19 protein-coding genes and 1 tRNA gene are annotated in these 17,030 nt (G+C 62.4%); 8 read left to right on the top strand and 12 right to left on the bottom strand.

The features are described from left to right. Positions 1-4 precede the first annotated feature (4 nt). The 3 genes from dnaG to LCM24_RS00510 are packed head-to-tail and all read right to left on the bottom strand — an operon-like array spanning position 5 to position 3,071. Positions 5-1,906, bottom strand: a complete 1,902-nt coding sequence (gene dnaG, locus LCM24_RS00520) for a DNA primase (protein WP_224802306.1) — start codon at positions 1,904-1,906, stop codon at positions 5-7. A 32-nt stretch (positions 1,907-1,938) separates the two neighbouring features. Next, on the bottom strand, positions 1,939-2,622 hold the full coding sequence (locus tag LCM24_RS00515) for a hypothetical protein (protein ID WP_224802305.1): 684 nt from the start codon (positions 2,620-2,622) through the stop codon (positions 1,939-1,941). After that, entirely contained in the window at positions 2,619-3,071 is a 453-nt protein-coding gene (locus tag LCM24_RS00510) for a GatB/YqeY domain-containing protein (RefSeq protein WP_224802304.1), read from the bottom strand. Before LCM24_RS00510 ends, LCM24_RS00515 begins: the two co-directional genes overlap by 4 nt. Positions 3,072-3,222: 151 nt before the next feature. On the opposite strand from LCM24_RS00510, the gene carA reads away from it, so the two are divergent. The 4 genes from carA (at position 3,223) to greA (ending at position 8,534) form a co-directional block, all read left to right on the top strand. After that, the gene (carA, locus tag LCM24_RS00505) at positions 3,223-4,407 is read left to right on the top strand and encodes a glutamine-hydrolyzing carbamoyl-phosphate synthase small subunit (RefSeq protein ID WP_224802303.1); all 1,185 of its coding nucleotides are present in this window, start codon (positions 3,223-3,225) and stop codon (positions 4,405-4,407) included. After that, positions 4,407-4,631, top strand: a complete 225-nt coding sequence (locus LCM24_RS00500; RefSeq protein ID WP_221553650.1) for a hypothetical protein — start codon at positions 4,407-4,409, stop codon at positions 4,629-4,631. Before carA ends, LCM24_RS00500 begins: the two co-directional genes overlap by 1 nt. Beyond that, the gene (gene carB / locus LCM24_RS00495) at positions 4,631-7,954 is read left to right on the top strand and encodes a carbamoyl-phosphate synthase large subunit (protein WP_224802302.1); all 3,324 of its coding nucleotides are present in this window, start codon (positions 4,631-4,633) and stop codon (positions 7,952-7,954) included. Before LCM24_RS00500 ends, carB begins: the two co-directional genes overlap by 1 nt. 112 nt (positions 7,955-8,066) lie before the next feature. Further along, a complete protein-coding gene (gene greA / locus LCM24_RS00490) occupies positions 8,067-8,534 on the top strand; it encodes a transcription elongation factor GreA (RefSeq protein ID WP_224802301.1) in 468 nt (155 codons plus the stop codon). Positions 8,535-8,546: 12 nt separating this feature from the next. Here greA and LCM24_RS00485 read toward each other — a convergent pair whose 3' ends face one another. The 6 genes from LCM24_RS00485 to LCM24_RS00460 form a co-directional block, all read right to left on the bottom strand. Continuing rightward, the gene (locus tag LCM24_RS00485) at positions 8,547-9,023 is read right to left on the bottom strand and encodes a GNAT family N-acetyltransferase (protein ID WP_224802300.1); all 477 of its coding nucleotides are present in this window, start codon (positions 9,021-9,023) and stop codon (positions 8,547-8,549) included. 7 nt (positions 9,024-9,030) lie between these two features. Then, positions 9,031-9,261 carry a DUF4170 domain-containing protein gene (locus LCM24_RS00480; RefSeq protein WP_100258911.1) on the bottom strand — a complete coding sequence of 77 codons (231 nt, stop codon included), beginning with the start codon at positions 9,259-9,261 and terminating at the stop codon, positions 9,031-9,033. 107 nt (positions 9,262-9,368) lie between these two features. Further along, complete coding sequence (locus LCM24_RS00475; protein ID WP_224802299.1) at positions 9,369-9,878, bottom strand: hypothetical protein; 510 nt, start codon at positions 9,876-9,878, stop codon at positions 9,369-9,371. A 60-nt stretch (positions 9,879-9,938) separates the two neighbouring features. After that, entirely contained in the window at positions 9,939-10,250 is a 312-nt protein-coding gene (locus tag LCM24_RS00470; RefSeq protein ID WP_224802298.1) for a hypothetical protein, read from the bottom strand. Further along, entirely contained in the window at positions 10,243-10,674 is a 432-nt protein-coding gene (locus tag LCM24_RS00465) for a phage holin family protein (RefSeq protein ID WP_224802297.1), read from the bottom strand. Before LCM24_RS00465 ends, LCM24_RS00470 begins: the two co-directional genes overlap by 8 nt. Before the next feature lie 21 nt (positions 10,675-10,695). Then, complete coding sequence (locus LCM24_RS00460; RefSeq protein WP_224802296.1) at positions 10,696-11,334, bottom strand: hypothetical protein; 639 nt, start codon at positions 11,332-11,334, stop codon at positions 10,696-10,698. 172 nt (positions 11,335-11,506) lie between these two features. On the opposite strand from LCM24_RS00460, the gene eno reads away from it, so the two are divergent. Genes eno through LCM24_RS00440 form a run of 4 tightly spaced genes read left to right on the top strand, consistent with a single transcriptional unit; the run spans position 11,507 to position 15,178 of the window. Continuing rightward, complete coding sequence (gene eno, locus LCM24_RS00455; protein WP_224802295.1) at positions 11,507-12,784, top strand: phosphopyruvate hydratase; 1,278 nt, start codon at positions 11,507-11,509, stop codon at positions 12,782-12,784. A gap of 44 nt (positions 12,785-12,828) precedes the next feature. Further along, positions 12,829-12,984: a hypothetical protein gene (locus LCM24_RS00450; protein ID WP_224802294.1), complete on the top strand. Its 156-nt coding sequence runs from the start codon at positions 12,829-12,831 to the stop codon at positions 12,982-12,984. Positions 12,985-13,028: 44 nt separating this feature from the next. Next, complete coding sequence (locus tag LCM24_RS00445; RefSeq protein WP_224802293.1) at positions 13,029-14,087, top strand: aminoglycoside phosphotransferase family protein; 1,059 nt, start codon at positions 13,029-13,031, stop codon at positions 14,085-14,087. Continuing rightward, positions 14,087-15,178 carry a lipocalin family protein gene (locus LCM24_RS00440; protein ID WP_224802292.1) on the top strand — a complete coding sequence of 364 codons (1,092 nt, stop codon included), beginning with the start codon at positions 14,087-14,089 and terminating at the stop codon, positions 15,176-15,178. The genes LCM24_RS00445 and LCM24_RS00440 overlap by 1 nt, the downstream gene beginning before the upstream one ends. Here the strand turns inward: LCM24_RS00440 and ribH are convergent. The 3 genes from ribH to LCM24_RS00425 all read right to left on the bottom strand — a co-directional run bounded on the left by ribH (position 15,175) and on the right by LCM24_RS00425 (position 17,027). Beyond that, positions 15,175-15,597, bottom strand: coding sequence for a 6,7-dimethyl-8-ribityllumazine synthase (gene ribH / locus LCM24_RS00435; RefSeq protein ID WP_224802291.1), 423 nt, complete (start codon positions 15,595-15,597; stop codon positions 15,175-15,177). The genes LCM24_RS00440 and ribH overlap by 4 nt on opposite strands. A gap of 6 nt (positions 15,598-15,603) precedes the next feature. Continuing rightward, positions 15,604-16,842 (bottom strand): 3,4-dihydroxy-2-butanone-4-phosphate synthase, encoded by a 1,239-nt coding sequence (ribB, locus tag LCM24_RS00430; RefSeq protein ID WP_224802290.1) that lies wholly within the window; start codon positions 16,840-16,842, stop codon positions 15,604-15,606. Between the two features lie 109 nt (positions 16,843-16,951). Beyond that, positions 16,952-17,027, bottom strand: a tRNA-Lys gene (locus LCM24_RS00425). Positions 17,028-17,030: the final 3 nt, after the last annotated feature.

The following is a 17,030-nucleotide window of genomic DNA, read 5'->3' as shown; positions in this document are numbered from 1 at the left end:
GCAATCAGTCCGTGCTTGCGCCGCTGCCAGGTCCCGTGTCCTGAGCGGCATCTGAATCTTTTGCGGTCGCCGAAGCGGCCTTGCGGCTTGCCATTTGCCCGAGTCGCGCCTCGAATTCCAGCTTCCGTTTCAGCAATTGCTGCTGTTCGACGAAAGCCCCTTCGGGGTCGCTCTCGAAACGCGCGGTCGCTGCTGCCAACGCGGCTTCGAGTGCCGGCCTTTCGACCAGCAGAGACACGGCTTCGGCCAGTTCCTCGCGCGCATCTACCGGGTCGGTGCCTTCATCGAGAAAGGCGAAGCGGATGTTTGCCGGTGGGGCGGGTAGGCCTTCGGGTAGCGATATGGGCGATTGCGCGTGCGAATCAAGCGTTTCCGCTGCGGCAAGAAGCGAATCTATCGCCGAACCGACATTTCGGTCACTCTGCGCGACGCGGGCAAGCGCGGCCTCGTGGCGGGCGATCTCGCCCGGATGGCGCAGCATTCCGTGGATTACAGCACTCGCCAGCGTATCGCGCGACCCGCCTTCGATCGCTCTTTTCAAGCGCCGCTCGGCATCGGCCGAAAGTTGGGGAGAAGGTGCTTTGAAGCTTCCCTTTTTCCATTCGCCGCGCGGTTTGAATTCGCGCTGGGGGCGGGGCGGAAAGGCGAAGTCGGAGAAGCGTTGGGTCAGTTCGCGCTTGTAGAGCGCCCGGATGTCGGGATGTTCAATGGCCTCGACGTGGTGCATCAGGCGCGCTTTCAACCCGGCTTTCTCTTCCGGTGAAGTCAGGGGCGCGGCGGCTTTTTCGAACTCCCACAAGGTGTCGAGGAGGCTCGCGGGGCTGGAGAGCAACTCTTCGATGGCCGACACGCCCTTTTCGCGGATCAGGTCATCGGGGTCCATTCCGGCAGGCAACCTGACGATTGAGAGCGAATGCCCGGGACGCAGCATGGGGAGGGCACGTTCGATGGCGCGCATTGCGGCACGTTGCCCCGCATTGTCGCCGTCGAAACACAGGATGGGGCGCTCGACCTGTCGCCAGAGTAGCTCGATCTGGTTCTCGGTCAGGGCCGTGCCGAGCGGTGCGACGGCTTCCGCGATACCGGCGTTCGCCAGTGCGATCGCGTCCATGTACCCTTCGACAACGATAATCCGCCCGGTCTGGCGAGACGCGGGCGCGGCGCGGTGCAAGTTGTAAAGCGTGCGACCCTTGTCGAAGAGCGGGGTGTCGGGCGAGTTGAGGTATTTCGGCGCGTTGGGATTGCTGTCGCTGTCGAGAATGCGTCCGCCGAAAGCGATGACACGGCCGCGCGCATCGTGGATCGGGAGCATGAGTCGCGCGCGAAAGCGGTCGTAGGGATCCTTGCCCTCGACCTCGATCCGCATACCGGCTTCGATCAGCATTTGTTCGTCGAAGCGCGACAAGGCCGCTTTCGAGGCCTGCCTGTCCTGTGGAGCGTATCCGAAACCGAATTCGCGCACCGTTTTCTCGGAGAAACCCCTGCGCGAGAGGTAGGCACGTGCTGCTGCCCCGTCTGCACCCCTGAGATTGCTTTCGAACCAGTCCTGCGCGGCTGCCGTGACGTCGTGCAGGCTGGCGCGCTTTTCGGCGCGCTTGGCGGCCTGGGGATCGGGGGCAGGGACTTCCATGCCCGCTTCCGCCGCCAGTTCCTTGACCGCATCCATAAAGGGCATCCCGCGCTGGTCAGTCAGCCAGCGGATGGCATCGCCATGCGCCTCGCACCCGAAGCAGTGATAGAACCCCTTCTCGTCATTGACGTAGAAGCTGGGCGTCTTCTCGTTATGGAACGGGCAGCACGCCTTGAACTCACGCCCAGCCTTGGTGAGGCGCACGGTGCGGCCGATCACGGCGGACAGCGTGGTCCGCATGCGCAATTCATCCAGCCATTGGGGTGAGAGGGCCATCTCCTCTCCCTACTGCCTGAAGGCGAATGCCGCTAGTTGGCGGGCGTTTCCGTTGCCGGTTTTTCCTCTGCCGGGAACGGCCCCCGCGCGACAGCCTGATTGCCCAGGACTTCCAGCAAGAACGCATCGGAAGGACCGGCGGGAGGCTCAGTCGACTGCCACCAAACGGTGACGGTGGCGTTTTCCCGCCAGTTCTGCCCGTCGATAACTCTCCAGATGAGCCGGCCGTCGTCGATCGTCACGCCGATTGCATCCTCGCTTCCGAAAGCGGCCTGCGCCTGGCTGCGCGAATAGCCCAGCGAACCGTTGAAGCCGTGGGCGCGCTCGGTGGTCCTGAACAGGGTAGGCGGCGCTTCGACCACTTCGGGACCTGCTTCAGGTTGAGCAGTGCTTACGCCGTCGAGGGTCACCTGGTGGACGTACGTATAGATCGTATCTTCCGGCATCTGGCCCGGCTCGCAGGTCTCGACGCCTTCGGGGCACGCGACGAAGCTGACCATGGTGCCGATCTGTGCGCTGCCTGCGCTCAGGACCGTTTCGACCTCGGGCCCTTGCGGACCGACGATCTTGGCACCCAGCGTCGACAGGTCGAGATCTGCGGCGACCAGCGTGCGCGGCTGCGCAGGCGTTGGCGTGGGCGTCGGCGCGGGTTCGGGCTCGCTCGACCCGCAGGCGGCGAGGGCAAGCGGCGCGGCAATAAGCAGGAGGCGCTTCACGACAGCGCCTCCTTCACGAGGCCGCTGGCCTTGCTCATGTCGAGCGTCGCACCGTGGCGGGCTTTCAACTCGGCCATGACCTTACCCATATCCTTCATGCCCTCGGCACCGGTATCGGCCTTGATCTGGGCAATGGCGGCGCGGGTTTCCTCCTCGCTCATCTGCTTGGGTAGAAATTCCTCGATTACGACCAGTTCGGCCTTTTCCTTGTCGGCCAATTCCTGCCGGCCGCCGTCTTCGTACATGGCGATCGATTCGCGGCGCTGCTTGGCCATCTTCATCAGCACGTCGGTGACGAGCTCGTCATCCTCCGGCTTCTTGTCCGAAGTGCGCAATTCGATATCGCGATCCTTGATCTTCGCACCGATCAGGCGGAGCGCGGCGGTGCGCTCCTTGTCCTTGGCCTTCATGGCGGTGACGGTTTCGGTCTGGATCTTTTCGCGGAGCATGAGGCCTCTTGACGCTAAACTGTGGATGGTTCGGGTCCCATGTAAGGCAAGCTGACGCAAAGCCAAGTGTTCCGCTTGACGGGGAGGCGCAGCACCTATAGCGGCCATGGCTTAGCGACATCGCCGGAAACCCCTGACTCGGAGAGCCCCCATGGCCCTGCCCGCATTCTCGCACGCGCAACCCAAAGGCGCGACGGGAGTCCTCGTCTTCGCGGACGGAACCTGCATCTGGGGCAAGGGCTTCGGCGCTTCCGGATCGGCCGTCGGCGAAGTGTGCTTCAATACGGCGATGACCGGCTACCAGGAGGTGATGACCGATCCCTCCTACGACAGCCAGATCGTCACCTTCACTTTCCCGCATATCGGCAATGTCGGCGCGAACGAGGAAGACCACGAGAGCCGCGGCCTCGGTGCCGTCGGCTGCATCGTGCGGCAGGAAGTGACGCCGCAGTCCAATTTCCGCGCACAGCAGGAATTCGTCGACTGGATGACCGCCCACGGCAAGATCGGCCTGTCGGGCGTGGACACCCGCGCGCTTACCCGCCGCATTCGCCTCAACGGCGCGCCGAACGCGGTCATCGCGCACAATCCACGCGGTGAGTTCGACATGAAAGCGCTTAAGAAGCAGGCCGCCGAATGGAGCGGGCTGGAAGGCCTCGACCTCGTCCCCGGTGTGACCCGCGATGGGCAGGAAGACTGGAAGGGCGGTCACTGGCAGCTCGGCTTCGGTTACACCGAGGGGACTGCGGCCAAACCGCACGTCGTCGCCATCGATTATGGCGCGAAGGACAATATCTTCCGCAATCTCGTGAAGGCAGGGGCCAAAGTCACCGTCGTACCGGCGCGCACCTCGCTGGAAGAGGTGATGGCGCTGAAGCCAGATGGCGTGTTCCTCTCGAACGGCCCGGGCGATCCGGCGGCCACGGGTGAATATGCGGTGCCGGTCATCAAGGGGCTGCTGGATGCCGACGTGCCGCTGTTCGGCATCTGCCTCGGCCACCAGATGCTCGGCCTCGCGGCTGGCGCAAGGACCGCCAAGATGTTCCAGGGCCACCGCGGCGCCAATCACCCCGTCCAGCGCGTCGGCGGCGAATGGGGTGAGAGCGAAGGCCTCGTCGAGATTACCAGCATGAACCACGGTTTCGCGGTTGATGTCGATACCTTGCCGGACGGCGTGGAGCAGACCCACGTCTCGCTGTTCGACGGCACCAATTGCGGTATCTCGATCAAGGGCAAGAAAGCCTTCGGCGTGCAGTACCACCCCGAGGCAAGCCCCGGCCCGCAGGACAGCTTCTACCTGTTCGAGAAATTCGTGGGAGGTCTTGGAGAAAGCTAATGGCGATAATTCGGAATTTCGAAGAGCTGGAACTCAAAGCAAACGCTCGTCATTCGGAAACCTACGGAGGTTGGTCCATCCAAGGTCAAGACGGAGAAAAGTTTCTTCAAATCAACACCATGGGTTCAGCGGACCGTGAAATTCCTGGAAAAGTCTCGCAGACACTCCGCTTGAGTAAAGAAGCTGTCGAACAGCTTGCAGAGCTGGCCAGAAAGCACCTTTAATGCCCAAAAGAACCGACATCTCCTCGATCCTCGTCATTGGCGCTGGCCCGATCATCATCGGCCAGGCGTGCGAGTTCGACTATTCCGGAACGCAGGCAATCAAGGCGCTGAAGGAGGAGGGCTACCGGGTCATCCTGGTCAACTCCAACCCCGCCACGATCATGACCGATCCGGAAATGGCCGATGCGACCTATGTCGAGCCGATCACGCCGGAAATCGTTGCCAAGATCATCGAGAAGGAGCGGCCCGACGCGGTCTTGCCGACGATGGGCGGGCAGACGGCGTTGAATTGCGCGCTCAAGCTCGACGAGCTTGGGGTGCTGGAGAAGTACGGCGTCCAGATGATCGGCGCCAAGGCCGACGCCATCGACAAGGCGGAAAACCGCCAGCGTTTCCGCGAGGCGATGGACAAGATCGGCCTCGAAAGCGCACGTAGCGGCATCGCGAACACGGTAGACGAGGCCTTTGCGGTACTCGAGCGTACCGGTCTGCCCTCGATCATCCGACCAAGCTTCACGCTCGGCGGGACGGGCGGGGGCATCGCCTATAACAAGGCCGAGTTCGAGCGCATCGTGCGCGAAGGTCTCGATGCGTCGCCCACGACCGAAGTCCTGATCGAGGAATCGCTCCTCGGCTGGAAAGAATACGAGATGGAGGTGGTGCGCGACCGCAAGGACAATTGCATCATCATCTGCTCGATCGAGAACGTCGATCCGATGGGCGTGCACACGGGCGATTCCATCACCGTCGCACCGGCGCTGACGCTGACCGACAAGGAATACCAGATCATGCGCACTGCCTCGATCGAGGTATTGCGTGAAATCGGTGTGGAAACAGGCGGTTCGAACGTACAGTTCGCAGTCAATCCCAGGGATGGCCGCCTGATCGTGATCGAGATGAACCCGCGCGTCTCGCGCTCCTCGGCGCTGGCATCCAAGGCGACCGGCTTCCCCATCGCGCGCGTCGCGGCAAAGCTGGCGGTCGGCTACACGCTCGACGAAATCCAGAACGAGATTACCGGCGCGACGCCTGCCTCGTTCGAACCGACCATCGACTATGTCGTCACCAAAATCCCGCGCTTCGCCTTTGAGAAGTTCAAAGGTTCGAAGCCGGAACTCGCCACGGCGATGAAGTCGGTGGGCGAGGTCATGGCGATCGGTCGCTGCTTTGCCGAGAGCATGCAGAAGGCACTGCGCGGCCTTGAAACCGGCCTGGACGGGTTCAACCGCGTCCCCGAACTGGAAGGCGTGAGCCGCGACAAGATCACCGCGGCGCTCTCGCAGCGCACGCCTGATCGTATCCTCAAGATCGCGCAGGCCTTCCGCGAAGGCCTCACCGTCGACGAAATCCAGCCGATCACCGGCTTCGACCCGTGGTTCCTGCGCCAGATCGAAGCGATCATCTACGAAGAGCAGATGCTCGGCCATAACGGCCTGCCGCGCGATGCCGAAGAAATGCGCCGCCTCAAGGCGATGGGCTTTTCCGACAAGCGCCTCGCCACGCTGGCGGTCCGTTCGGTCGGCGTTGCCGGCGGCATGGCGGAAACGCAAGCCCGCCGCTCCGGTCTCCTGCACGACGCCCTGCGCGCCATGGCCGGCGCCACCAGCGAGCAGGAAGTGCGAAAGCTGCGCCAGAAGCTCGGCGTGAACCCTGTCTTCAAGCGGATCGACAGCTGCGCGGCCGAGTTCGAGGCCGTCACGCCCTATATGTATTCGACCTACGAAGCGCCCAGCTTCGGGGAGCCCGAGGACGAGGCGAAGCCGAGCGATCGCAAGAAGATCGTGATCCTCGGCGGCGGACCGAACCGGATCGGGCAGGGCATCGAGTTCGACTATTGCTGCGTCCACGCCTGCTTCGCGCTTGCCGAGGCAGGGTTCGAGACCATCATGGTCAATTGCAACCCCGAGACCGTTTCGACCGACTACGACACATCCGACCGCCTCTATTTCGAGCCGCTGACGGAAGAGGACGTGCTGGAAATCCTGCGCGTCGAAATGTCCAGGGGCGAAGTCGTGGGCGTGATCGTCCAGTTCGGCGGACAGACCCCGCTCAAGCTGGCAGCAGCGCTCGAACGCGAAGGCATCCCGATCCTCGGCACATCGCCCGATGCGATCGACCTTGCCGAAGATCGCGAACGTTTCGCCAAGCTGGTGTCGAAGCTCGATCTCATGCAGCCGGACAATGGCATCGCCAAGAGCCGGGACGAGGCGGCGGCAGTCGCCGCGCGGATCGGCTACCCGGTCCTGCTTCGCCCGAGCTACGTCCTCGGCGGCCGCGCGATGGAGATCGTGGACAGCGAAGCGCAGCTCGATGACTACATCAATACGGCGGTGAACGTGTCCGGCGACAGCCCTGTGCTGGTCGACCAGTACCTGCGCGATGCGGTCGAATGCGACGTCGATGTAATTGCCGATGGCAATGAGGTACGCATCGCGGGCGTCATGCAGCACATCGAGGAAGCCGGCGTGCACTCGGGCGACAGCGCCTGCACCCTGCCGCCTTATAGCCTGCCCGACGACATCGTCGAAGAGATGGAACGCCAGGCGACCGCCCTGGCAGAAGCTCTCGACGTGCGCGGCCTGATGAATGTGCAGTTCGCCGTGAAGAACGGCGAGGTCTACCTAATCGAAGTCAATCCGCGCGCCAGCCGCACCGTGCCCTTCGTGGCGAAGGCCATCGGCCAGCCCGTGGCCAAAGTCGCCGCGCGCGTCATGGCGGGCGAACCGCTTTCGAATTTCGAACCGTTCAACCTGCGGCCCGACCACATGGCGGTGAAGGAAGCCGTATTCCCCTTCAGCCGTTTCCCCGGCTCCGATCCGGTCCTTTCGCCCGAGATGAAGAGCACCGGCGAAGTGATGGGGATCGACCGCGATTTCCCGGCAGCGTTCCTGAAGTCGCAGCTGGGGGCGGGGATGATCCTTCCCGAAGGCGGCACGCTCTTCGTGTCGGTCAAGGACAGCGACAAGGAAGTCATCCTCCCCGCGGTCGCGACCGTGCTGGAGCAGGGCTTCCGCGTCATCGCGACAGGCGGGACGCAGCGGTTCCTCGCAGAGCAGGGCCTGAACGTCGAACCGGTTAACAAGGTGGCCGAAGGTCGCCCGCACATCGTCGATGCGATCATCGACGGTGAAGTGGACTTGATCTTCAACACCACCGAGGGTTGGCAGTCGCTTCTGGACAGCCAGTCGATCCGTGTGGCGGCGCTGGAAAAGAAGGTTCCGTATTACACCACGGCTGCGGCCAGCCTGGCTACGGCACGTGCGATTGCGGAGGTTTCGACCGAGCAGCTTGAAGTGCGTTCATTGCAAGACTATTATAGCTGACAAGAACACACGCCCACCTTCCCGACAGTCGAACATTCCACGATCCGCTTTTCCTGCGGGTGGGTTCGAATTGTCCCGGGGGGCAGGGCAAGCAGGAAGGATTTGGGGTTCCATGGATAAAGTGCCGATGCTGGCCGAGGGCTACGAGAAGCTCACTGCCGATCTGAAGGTGCTGCGTGCCGAAAGGCCGAGGATCGTCGACGCGATCGAGGAAGCTCGCGCGCACGGCGACCTTTCGGAAAACGCCGAATACCACGCCGCGAAGGAGCGTCAGGGCCAGGTGGAAGCCATGATCGGCGACCTGGAAGACAAGATCAGCCGCGCCCAGATCATCGATCCGAGCACGCTTTCGGGCGACAAGATCGTCTTCGGCGCGACCGTGACCCTGCTCGACGAAGACGACAAGCCGGTGAAATACCAGATCGTCGGCCAGACCGAAGCGGATGCCGCCAAGGGCCGGATTTCCTATACCTCGCCGATCGCTCGCGCGTTGATCGGCAAGCAGGTAGAGGAAGAGGTCGAGGTGACCGTACCCTCGGGCGACAAGTTCTACCTGATCGACAAGATCGAATTCATCTGAGGCGACACGCCGTCAGTCGATGGCTTTTTCCATCGCCCAGTTGTGAATCGGCACTCCGTCGATTTCGAATTCGCGCTTTTCCGTAGCCACGTAACCCGCCTCCTCGAAAGAGGGGCGGGCGAGGTCACTCGCCTCTGTGTAGAGGCGGGTGATGCCGTGGTGCTTGGCGAAGAGCGATGCAGTCGCCAGCAGGTTTAGCGCCAAACCGTTCCGGGTATGCGCCGGATCGTTGTAGAGATGATCCAGATGACCGTCCGGCTCCAGCAGCGCATAGGCGACCGGGGCGTCATCCTCGTCGGCGGCGACAAAAATCGTCGCGCCATTGCTCACGCGTTCGCGATAGAGGGCCGCGCCCGGGTGCCTCGATAGCCACACATCGACCTGTTCGTCCGAATAGGCTTGCGGCCCGATGCCCTTGATCGCGGCCCTGCAGACCGAGGCCAAGGCCTCGGCATCCGAATCCTGATATGGCCGGATCGAATAGGCCACCTGGGTGTCAGGCTTCCGGATCGAGCAGCTTGTGGAGGTGCACAATGACGTATTTCATCTCGGCATCGTCGACCGTGCGCTGGGCATTGCCGCGCCAGGCGCTTTCGGCGTCTTCATACGTCGAATAGACGCCCGCGACGTGGATGCTTTCGGGATCGCTGAAGGTCACGCTGCGCGGGTCGGTCACGCGGCCGCCCATGACGAGGTAGAGCGTCTGCTTGCTCTCTTTTTCTTCCATGATGTCTGTTTTCCGATCTTGGGGAGGAGATTTGCGACGCCCATAGCGAAAGCGACGCGACAGGAAAACCCGTCGCGCCGCTTTGGCATCGAACTGCTACTTATGTCTTAGCGACCGACGCGCGCCTTCAGGTCGCGCACAGTACGCGAAGACTTACGGCTCGCCTTACGGCCGCTGGACCTCAGCGCATCGCCAAGCGAATCGGCGCGGTAGGCCGCGTCACGCTTGAGCCTGCGGGCCTGCGTGCCGGCGGCATCGCTGTAATCTTCGAACTTGTCGCCGACTTCATCGATGATCGAGAGGCCGTAGGCGAGGGCTGCGTCCGCTGCATAGGATGCGAGCGAGCCGCCGCGGCGACCGAGTTCGCGGCCCCTGCGCGTCATCGCGCCGATGGCGAGCCCGACTACGACTGCACCGGCGACGGTTGCGACGGGGTGCTTCTTGGCGAAGTCGACCGCACTGTCTGCAACGTCCTTCGCCTGGTCGGCGAAGCTGCGTTCTTCATTGCGCTTTTCGCCGGCTTCGATCCGCTTGCGAAGACGTTCACGCTTCTGCTCGTCGCTGAGCTGGCTGTCGGCGCTGATCGGGGTGACGTTCGTGGTGGCGTTGTCTGCCATGTTCTTTCTCCGGAATTTGTGTTCGTGGAGTCAACGATTTGAGGGGGGCGGACGTTCCGCCTACTCGTCGTCCTGCGCTGTCTCTTCGTCGTCTTCTGGCTCTAGGCCGAAGATTGAAAGGATCGGATTACGCGCAAACCAGACCACGACAGCCGCGAGAAGTGCCGCCAGCGCTCCCTTGTTGTTCTCGGCAACTTCCACGGCCTCTTCGTAAACGTCGACTGCGCCTTCGCGGACACGATCCATTGCGCGTTCGCCAAGCGACTTTCCGCTGAAGGTCGTCTTCAAATTTTCGACGTCGGCATCGACAAGCGCGCGAGCGGAATTGCGCAAGTGCCGATCTGCCAGCATCCTTGCCTTGCGATCAGTCATTTCCATCCTCCGAAAATGCATCGCGGATCTCGTCAATCCGCGCTTTCAGGAGGCTGAGGAAGACTATGCCGAGAGCGACTAGGGCAATCGTGACGATCGCCGTTGCTATCCATGGTCCGACCAGCGGTGCCAGTGCGATCACCAGTCCGACCGTCATAGCAATCAAAGCGAGGTGAAGAACGCCAAAGGCGCCAAGCCCGAAGGCAATGGCGCCCTTGATCCTGTTTGCTGCAAAGCCCGCGCGGCTTTTCTGATAGGCCATTTCGGCCTCGGCATAGGTCTTGCCGTCTTCAAGCAGCGCGAGGACATCGTCTGCGAGCGAGGGGCCGAGTGCCTCGGCCTCCTCTTCTTCGGGCTCATACTCATCCGGCAAATCGACCGGACCTTCATACGGCGCGTTGTCGCGCTCTTCTTCTTCGAGCATCGAGCCCCCCTTGCTCACCTATCAGCGACGGAAAATGCGCGAGAGCACGAAGCCCGCGGCAGCCGCAATACCGATCGCGAGGCCGGGGCTCTTGCGGACGAATTCGCGGCCGTCTTCGACCAGGTCGTCGACGTTCTTTTCGTCGAGCTTGCCGGCGTAGTCTTCAAGCGCGGTCGAAGCCGAACGGGCATATTCGCCGTACTTGGCGCCAAGCTTCTCATCGACCTGATAGGCGTTGTCGCTGATCGTACGGCTGAGGGCGCGCAGACCTTCGCTGGTTTTCACCTTGCCTTCGGTGGCGAGTTCCTTGCCCTTCACGCGTGCTTCCGCGCCATAGGCCTTGGCTTCACCGACCCAGTCCTCGCGCTTGCCAGCTGCCTGGCCGCGCACTGCCGTGGCGCGTTCCTTGCCTTCGGCACGAAGCGCGGCTGCACCGGCCTTGGCTTCTTCGAGCGCGGCATTGAAGCGGCTCTTGGCTTCGGCGCGGTGCGGATTGGTGGTTTCGGTGGTGTTGCTGGTCGCTGTGTTGGTCACTGGAGCTTTCTCCTTGGCTGCACCCTTTTTCGCCACGGTTTTCTTGGGCGCCTTGCGGGTGGTGGATTTCTTGGGGGCGGTAGTGGCTCGCTTCTTCGAGCCTGTAGATGTGTTTTCTTCGGCCATAGCCTCGTCCTTCCCGTCAATTCGTATTCATCCGGGACTACAGACGAGGCCCGGTATTCCTTTTTGCAACGTCGCTTGCGCCGACATGTTCCGGCGAATAGAGCGCTGCTCGTACACCGATTTAGTGGTGTCCTATACCATTACAACACCCCGCCGAGGAGTTTGTTCCGAAATGACCGCCATTATCGACATCCATGCCCGCGAAATTCTTGACAGCCGTGGCAACCCCACGGTCGAGGTGGATGTGCTGCTTGAAGACGGCAGTTTCGGCCGCGCGGCCGTGCCTTCGGGCGCATCGACCGGCGCTCACGAAGCGGTCGAACTGCGCGATGGCGACAAGGACCGTTACCTCGGCAAAGGCGTGCTCAAGGCCGTGGACGCCACCAATGGCGAGATCAGCGACCTGCTGATCGGCAATTTCGATGCCGAAGACCAGCGCGACATCGACCTCGCCATGATCGCGCTGGACGATACACCCAACAAGGGCCGCCTCGGCGCGAATGCCATCCTCGGCACCAGCATGGCGGTGGCCAAGGCAGCCGCCAATGCCCGCGGCCTGCCACTCTACTCCTACATCGGCGGTGTTTCGGCCCACGTCCTGCCCGTCCCGATGATGAACATCATCAATGGCGGCGAACACGCCGACAATCCGATCGACATTCAGGAATTCATGGTCATGCCGGTCGGCGCCGACAGCCTTGCCGAAGCAGTGCGCTGGGGTGCGGAGATCTTCCACACGCTGAAGAAGAACCTGTCGCAGAAGGGCCTCGCGACCGCGGTGGGCGACGAAGGCGGGTTCGCACCCGATCTCGCGAGCACGCGCGATGCGCTCGATTTCATCATGGGATCGATCCAGCAGGCAGGCTTCACGCCGGGCGACGACGTGGTCCTCGCACTCGACTGCGCCTCGACCGAATTCTTCAAGGACGGCAAATACATGATCTCGGGTGAGAACCTGGCGCTGTCCGGCGAGGAAATGGCCGAGTACCTAGCCAAGCTGTGCGCCGATTACCCGATCCGCTCGATCGAAGACGGAATGGGCGAAGACGACTTTGCAGGCTGGAAGGCCCTGACCGACCTCGTCGGCGACAAGGTCCAGCTGGTCGGCGACGATCTTTTCGTGACCAACCCCCAGCGCCTGACCGATGGCATTGAGCAGGGCCTGGCAAATTCGCTGCTGGTCAAAGTCAATCAGATCGGCACGCTTTCCGAAACGCTCGATGCAGTCAGCATCGCCAATCGCGCCGGCTACACTGCTGTCATGTCGCACCGTTCCGGCGAAACGGAAGACGCGACGATCGCGGATCTGGCGGTCGCCACCAACTGCGGACAGATCAAGACCGGCTCGCTCGCCCGTTCGGACAGGCTCGCCAAGTACAACCAGCTCATCCGGATCGAGGAAGAGCTGGGCGACAGCGCAGTCTACGCCGGGCGTTCCTGCTTCGGCTGAGGCCCAAGCTTGCGCCGCCTGGCGCTACGCAGCTCTTCGATAGCGTGATCGAGCCGCAGGGCCGCGCCGCGCTCCTGCAATGCGTCGAGCTGGATCAAGCAGTGTTCAAGCTGTTCTATGATCGCGGCGAGCCGGGCGTCGTGTGTCGTGTTGTGCATTTCGGTGGACGGGAATGCACGATGCAGATTGCCATGCGGTGATGGGCTGGCTAGCCTTTCCTACCTAGGGAGAGGGCAGTTTTCGCATGGATCATATTCCGGGTCACCCGGACGACATTACTGCGGCCTGGCTCGGTGAGTTGCTCGGGGCGGAAGTAACCGAAATTAGCTGGACACCGATCGGCACCGGACAAGTCGGCGACAGCGTCCGGATGGCGCTGCAAGGGCCGGAGGTCGGCAAGCGCGTTCCTGCGACACTCGCCGCCAAGTTTCCTGCAGCAGACGACACCAGCCGCGCCACGGCTGCGTTGTTCGGGCTCTATCGCAAGGAAGTCCACTTTTATCGCGAAGCGGCACCCGAGCTGGAAGTCAGGGTGCCCAAGGTCCATTTCGCAGACGTTTGCGACAACGGGCAAAGGTTTTGCCTGATCTTCGAAGACCTTGGACCGGCCCGGCAGGGCGACCAGATCCGGGGATGCTCGCTTGACGACGCGAAGGCGGCGATCAGGCAGGCGGCTGCCATTCACGCGCCAAGCTGGGGCAACAAGGACCTGCTTTCCGCCGAATGGATTCAGCCCGCACCCGATCTGGGAGAAAAGATCGCGGCGATGTACCCGCAGGCGCAGGCGGTGTTTCGCGAAAGGTATGCCTCTCAGCTCGAACCGGAATACATGGCGGTCTGCGACGAACTGGCAGAACTGACGTCGCAATATCACCAGAGGAATGGCGATCCCCAGTGCCTGGTGCATGGGGATTTCCGGCTCGATAACATGTTGTTCGATATCCACGGCGGAGCGGAGCCGATTGCGATCCTGGACTGGCAGACCGTCACGATCGGCAAGGCGATGACGGACATCGGGTATTTCATGGGCTGCGGCATCGGCGACCTCGGCCTCGAGCACGAAGACGAACTGCTCGATCTCTACCTTTATGACATGAAGGCTCGCGGCGTGGATCTGAGCCGCGCGGACATTGCCACCGACTTTCGCACAGGGATACTGCACGGTGTTTCGACCGCAGTCTTCAGCGCGGCATTCGTCGAACGGACCGAACGGGGCGACGCCAATTTCCTGTCGATGGCGCGCGGCGCTTGCGCCATGGCCCTGCGGCATGACAGCATAGGCGCACTGAAGGAGGAGAGCTGATGGTTTTATCGCGTGGTGACGACTATCCGATCCATCAGACGGCCGAACCGATCGCCTATTCCGGCACCGACCGGAATTTCTACGACCGCTATTTCTTCAACGGCTATGCCCCCGATGGCAGCGGCTTCTTCGCGCTGGCATTTGGCGTCTATCCGCAACTCGATATCGTCGACGCGCATTTCAGTTTCGTCAGGGAAGACACGCAGCACTGCATCCATGCTTCGGCCGAAATGGGCATGGAGCGCATGGACTTGCGTTGCGGGCCGATATCCATCGAAATCGTCGAACCGCTGCACGCGCTGAAGGTCACCGTCGAAGAGACCGATGGGATTGCTGCCGAGTTTGTTTTCACGGGCCGGGCATTCCCCATCGAAGAGCCGCGCTTCACCCACCGGCTCGGCCCGCGCGCTTTCATGGACTACACGCGCATGACGCAGAACGGCCATTTGACTGGGTGGATTTCGCTCGATGGAGAGCGTCATTCGCTGGCGCAGGGAACGGCGGGAACGCGCGACCGCAGCTGGGGTATCCGTCCGATCGGGGCCAAGGACCCTCAACCCATTCCCGGACACCAGCTGCCCGGTTTCTTCTGGCAATGGACGCCGATCAATTTTGACGACGGCAGCCTGTTCTTCCACGTGAACAACGACGAACACGGGGAGGCCTGGAACACGCGCGCGGCATGGGCACCGGACGGGGCCGATGCGCGCGATATCGGTGAAGGGGTGGGGAGCATGCGCACCCGCCTCGCGCCGGACACGCGCTGGCCCTCGGGAGGCACCCTATCGCTGGCCGTGAAGGGCGCACCGGAGCAGGTGACGTTCGAACCGCTGGGCCGCTTCCAGATGCGCGGGATCGGCTATACGCACCCCGAATGGAGCCACGGCATGCACCATGGCCCCTTGCGCGTATCGCGCGAGGATATCGACCTAGCCGGGCTCGATCCGCTCAAGCCGGAAAACGTGCACGTCCAGATACCCGTCAGGGTCACGGGGAGCGACGGCAGGAGCGGGATCGGCGTGTTCGAGCAGCTGATAATGGGACCGTTTGCCCCGCTCGGATTGACCGAGATGCTCGACGGGGCTGCTTAGCCCGCGAACCGGCCCTGCAGTGCGAGCAGGGCGATTGCGGCCTTCGCGGCCTCGCCGCCCTTGTCCTTGCGGTTCGCATCGGCCCGCGCGAGCGCCTGTTCCTCGTTCTCGACCGTGATGATGCCATTGCCGATGGCGATCCCGTCCATGGTCAGAGCCATGATGCCGCGCGCGCTTTCGCCGGCAACGATCTCGAAGTGATATGTCTCGCCGCGAATGACTACGCCGATGGCAACGAAACCATCGTAGCGTGCGCTGTCGGCCGCCATGGAAATCGCGCCGGGAATTTCGAGAGCGCCGGGGACGGTCAGCACTTCGACCGAATGGCCCGCAGCTTCGAGCGCCGCAGTCGCACCCGCAACCAGCATGTCGTTCAGATGGTCGTAGAAACGCGCTTCGACGATAAGGAAATTGGCCATCTGTGCTTACTCCGGAATGGGACGGTGATCGACGATGTTGAGGCCATAGCCTTCGATTGCGACGACATTGGGTTGTGAATTGCTGAGCAGGATCATGTCCTCGACACCCAGGTCGGCGAGGATTTGCGACCCGATACCGACATTGCGCTGGGCTTCGTTTTCGCCGTAGCCGCTTGCGGGTCTGCCGGTAATGATGACGATGATGCCCGAACCGTGCTCGCCGACGGCCTGCATGGCACGCTGCAAGGTGCGTTTGCGCGGACCCGGCTTGCCCAGCACATCGTCGAAGATCGAGATGGGGTGGACGCGGGTGAGGGTGGCTTCGCCTTCCTTCACGTCGCCCTTTTGCAGGACATAGGATTCGCTGCCGTCGACCGTGTTGCGATAGGTCAGCATCTTCCAGTCGCCGCCATAATCGGATTCGAAGGTGTCCTCGGCGATCCGCTCGACCAGATGGTCGTGACGCATGCGGTATTCGATCAGGTCGCGGATCGTGCCGATCTTCATGTCATGCTTTCGCGCGAAGGTCACCAGGTCGTCCAGCCGCGACATGGTGCCATCCTCGTTCATGATCTCGCAGATTACGCCCGAGGGGTTGAGGCCGGCGAGGCGGGAGATGTCGACGGCTGCTTCGGTGTGACCGGCGCGAACCAGCACCCCGCCATCACGTGCAGTGAGCGGGAAGACGTGACCCGGGGTCACGATGTCGTCGGGGCCCTTAGTAGCGTCGATGGCAACCGAAACCGTGCGCGAGCGGTCGGCCGCGCTGATGCCGGTGGTGACGCCGGTCTTCGCTTCGATCGAGGTGGTGAAGGCCGTCTGCATGCTCTCGCGGTTGTCGCGGCTCATGGGTTCAAGACCGAGTTCCTCCACGCGCTTGCGATCCAGCGAAAGGCAGATGAGGCCGCGACCATGGGTGGCCATGAAGTTGATGGCATTGGGCGTCGCCATCTGGGCGGGAATGATGAGATCGCCTTCGTTTTCGCGATCTTCGTCATCGACCAGGATGAACATCCGGCCGTTGCGTGCTTCGTCGATGATCTCTTCCGCCCCGACGATGACAGGGGTCTCGTCGTTCGCCTCGAGGAATGCCTCCAGCTTTGCCAGGGTGTCGGCAGTTGGGTTCCAGCTGTCTTCGGTGCAATCGCGCAAGGTATTGGCGTGCAAACCTGCTGCGCGGGCCAGACCGGCGCGGGTCATCAGGCCTTGGGATACGAGGGTGCGGACTTTCTCGATAGTGTTCATGCAGCCCGCCTAATCACATTCAAATGTGATGTCAAATGTGCAGCGCACACGTCAATGGTCTCCGCGGGCGAGCGCGATGATCAATTCGCTATGTCGAGGAGGTGGGAAATGGTGGACGCACTAGGGCTCGAACCTAGGACCCGCTGATTAAGAGTCAGCTGCTCTACCAACTGAGCTATGCGTCCACT

The sequence above is a fragment of the Qipengyuania aquimaris genome (assembly GCF_020171965.1).
Lineage (GTDB): Bacteria > Pseudomonadota > Alphaproteobacteria > Sphingomonadales > Sphingomonadaceae > Qipengyuania > Qipengyuania aquimaris_A.
This window is presented reverse-complemented; position numbering and strand designations above follow the sequence as displayed.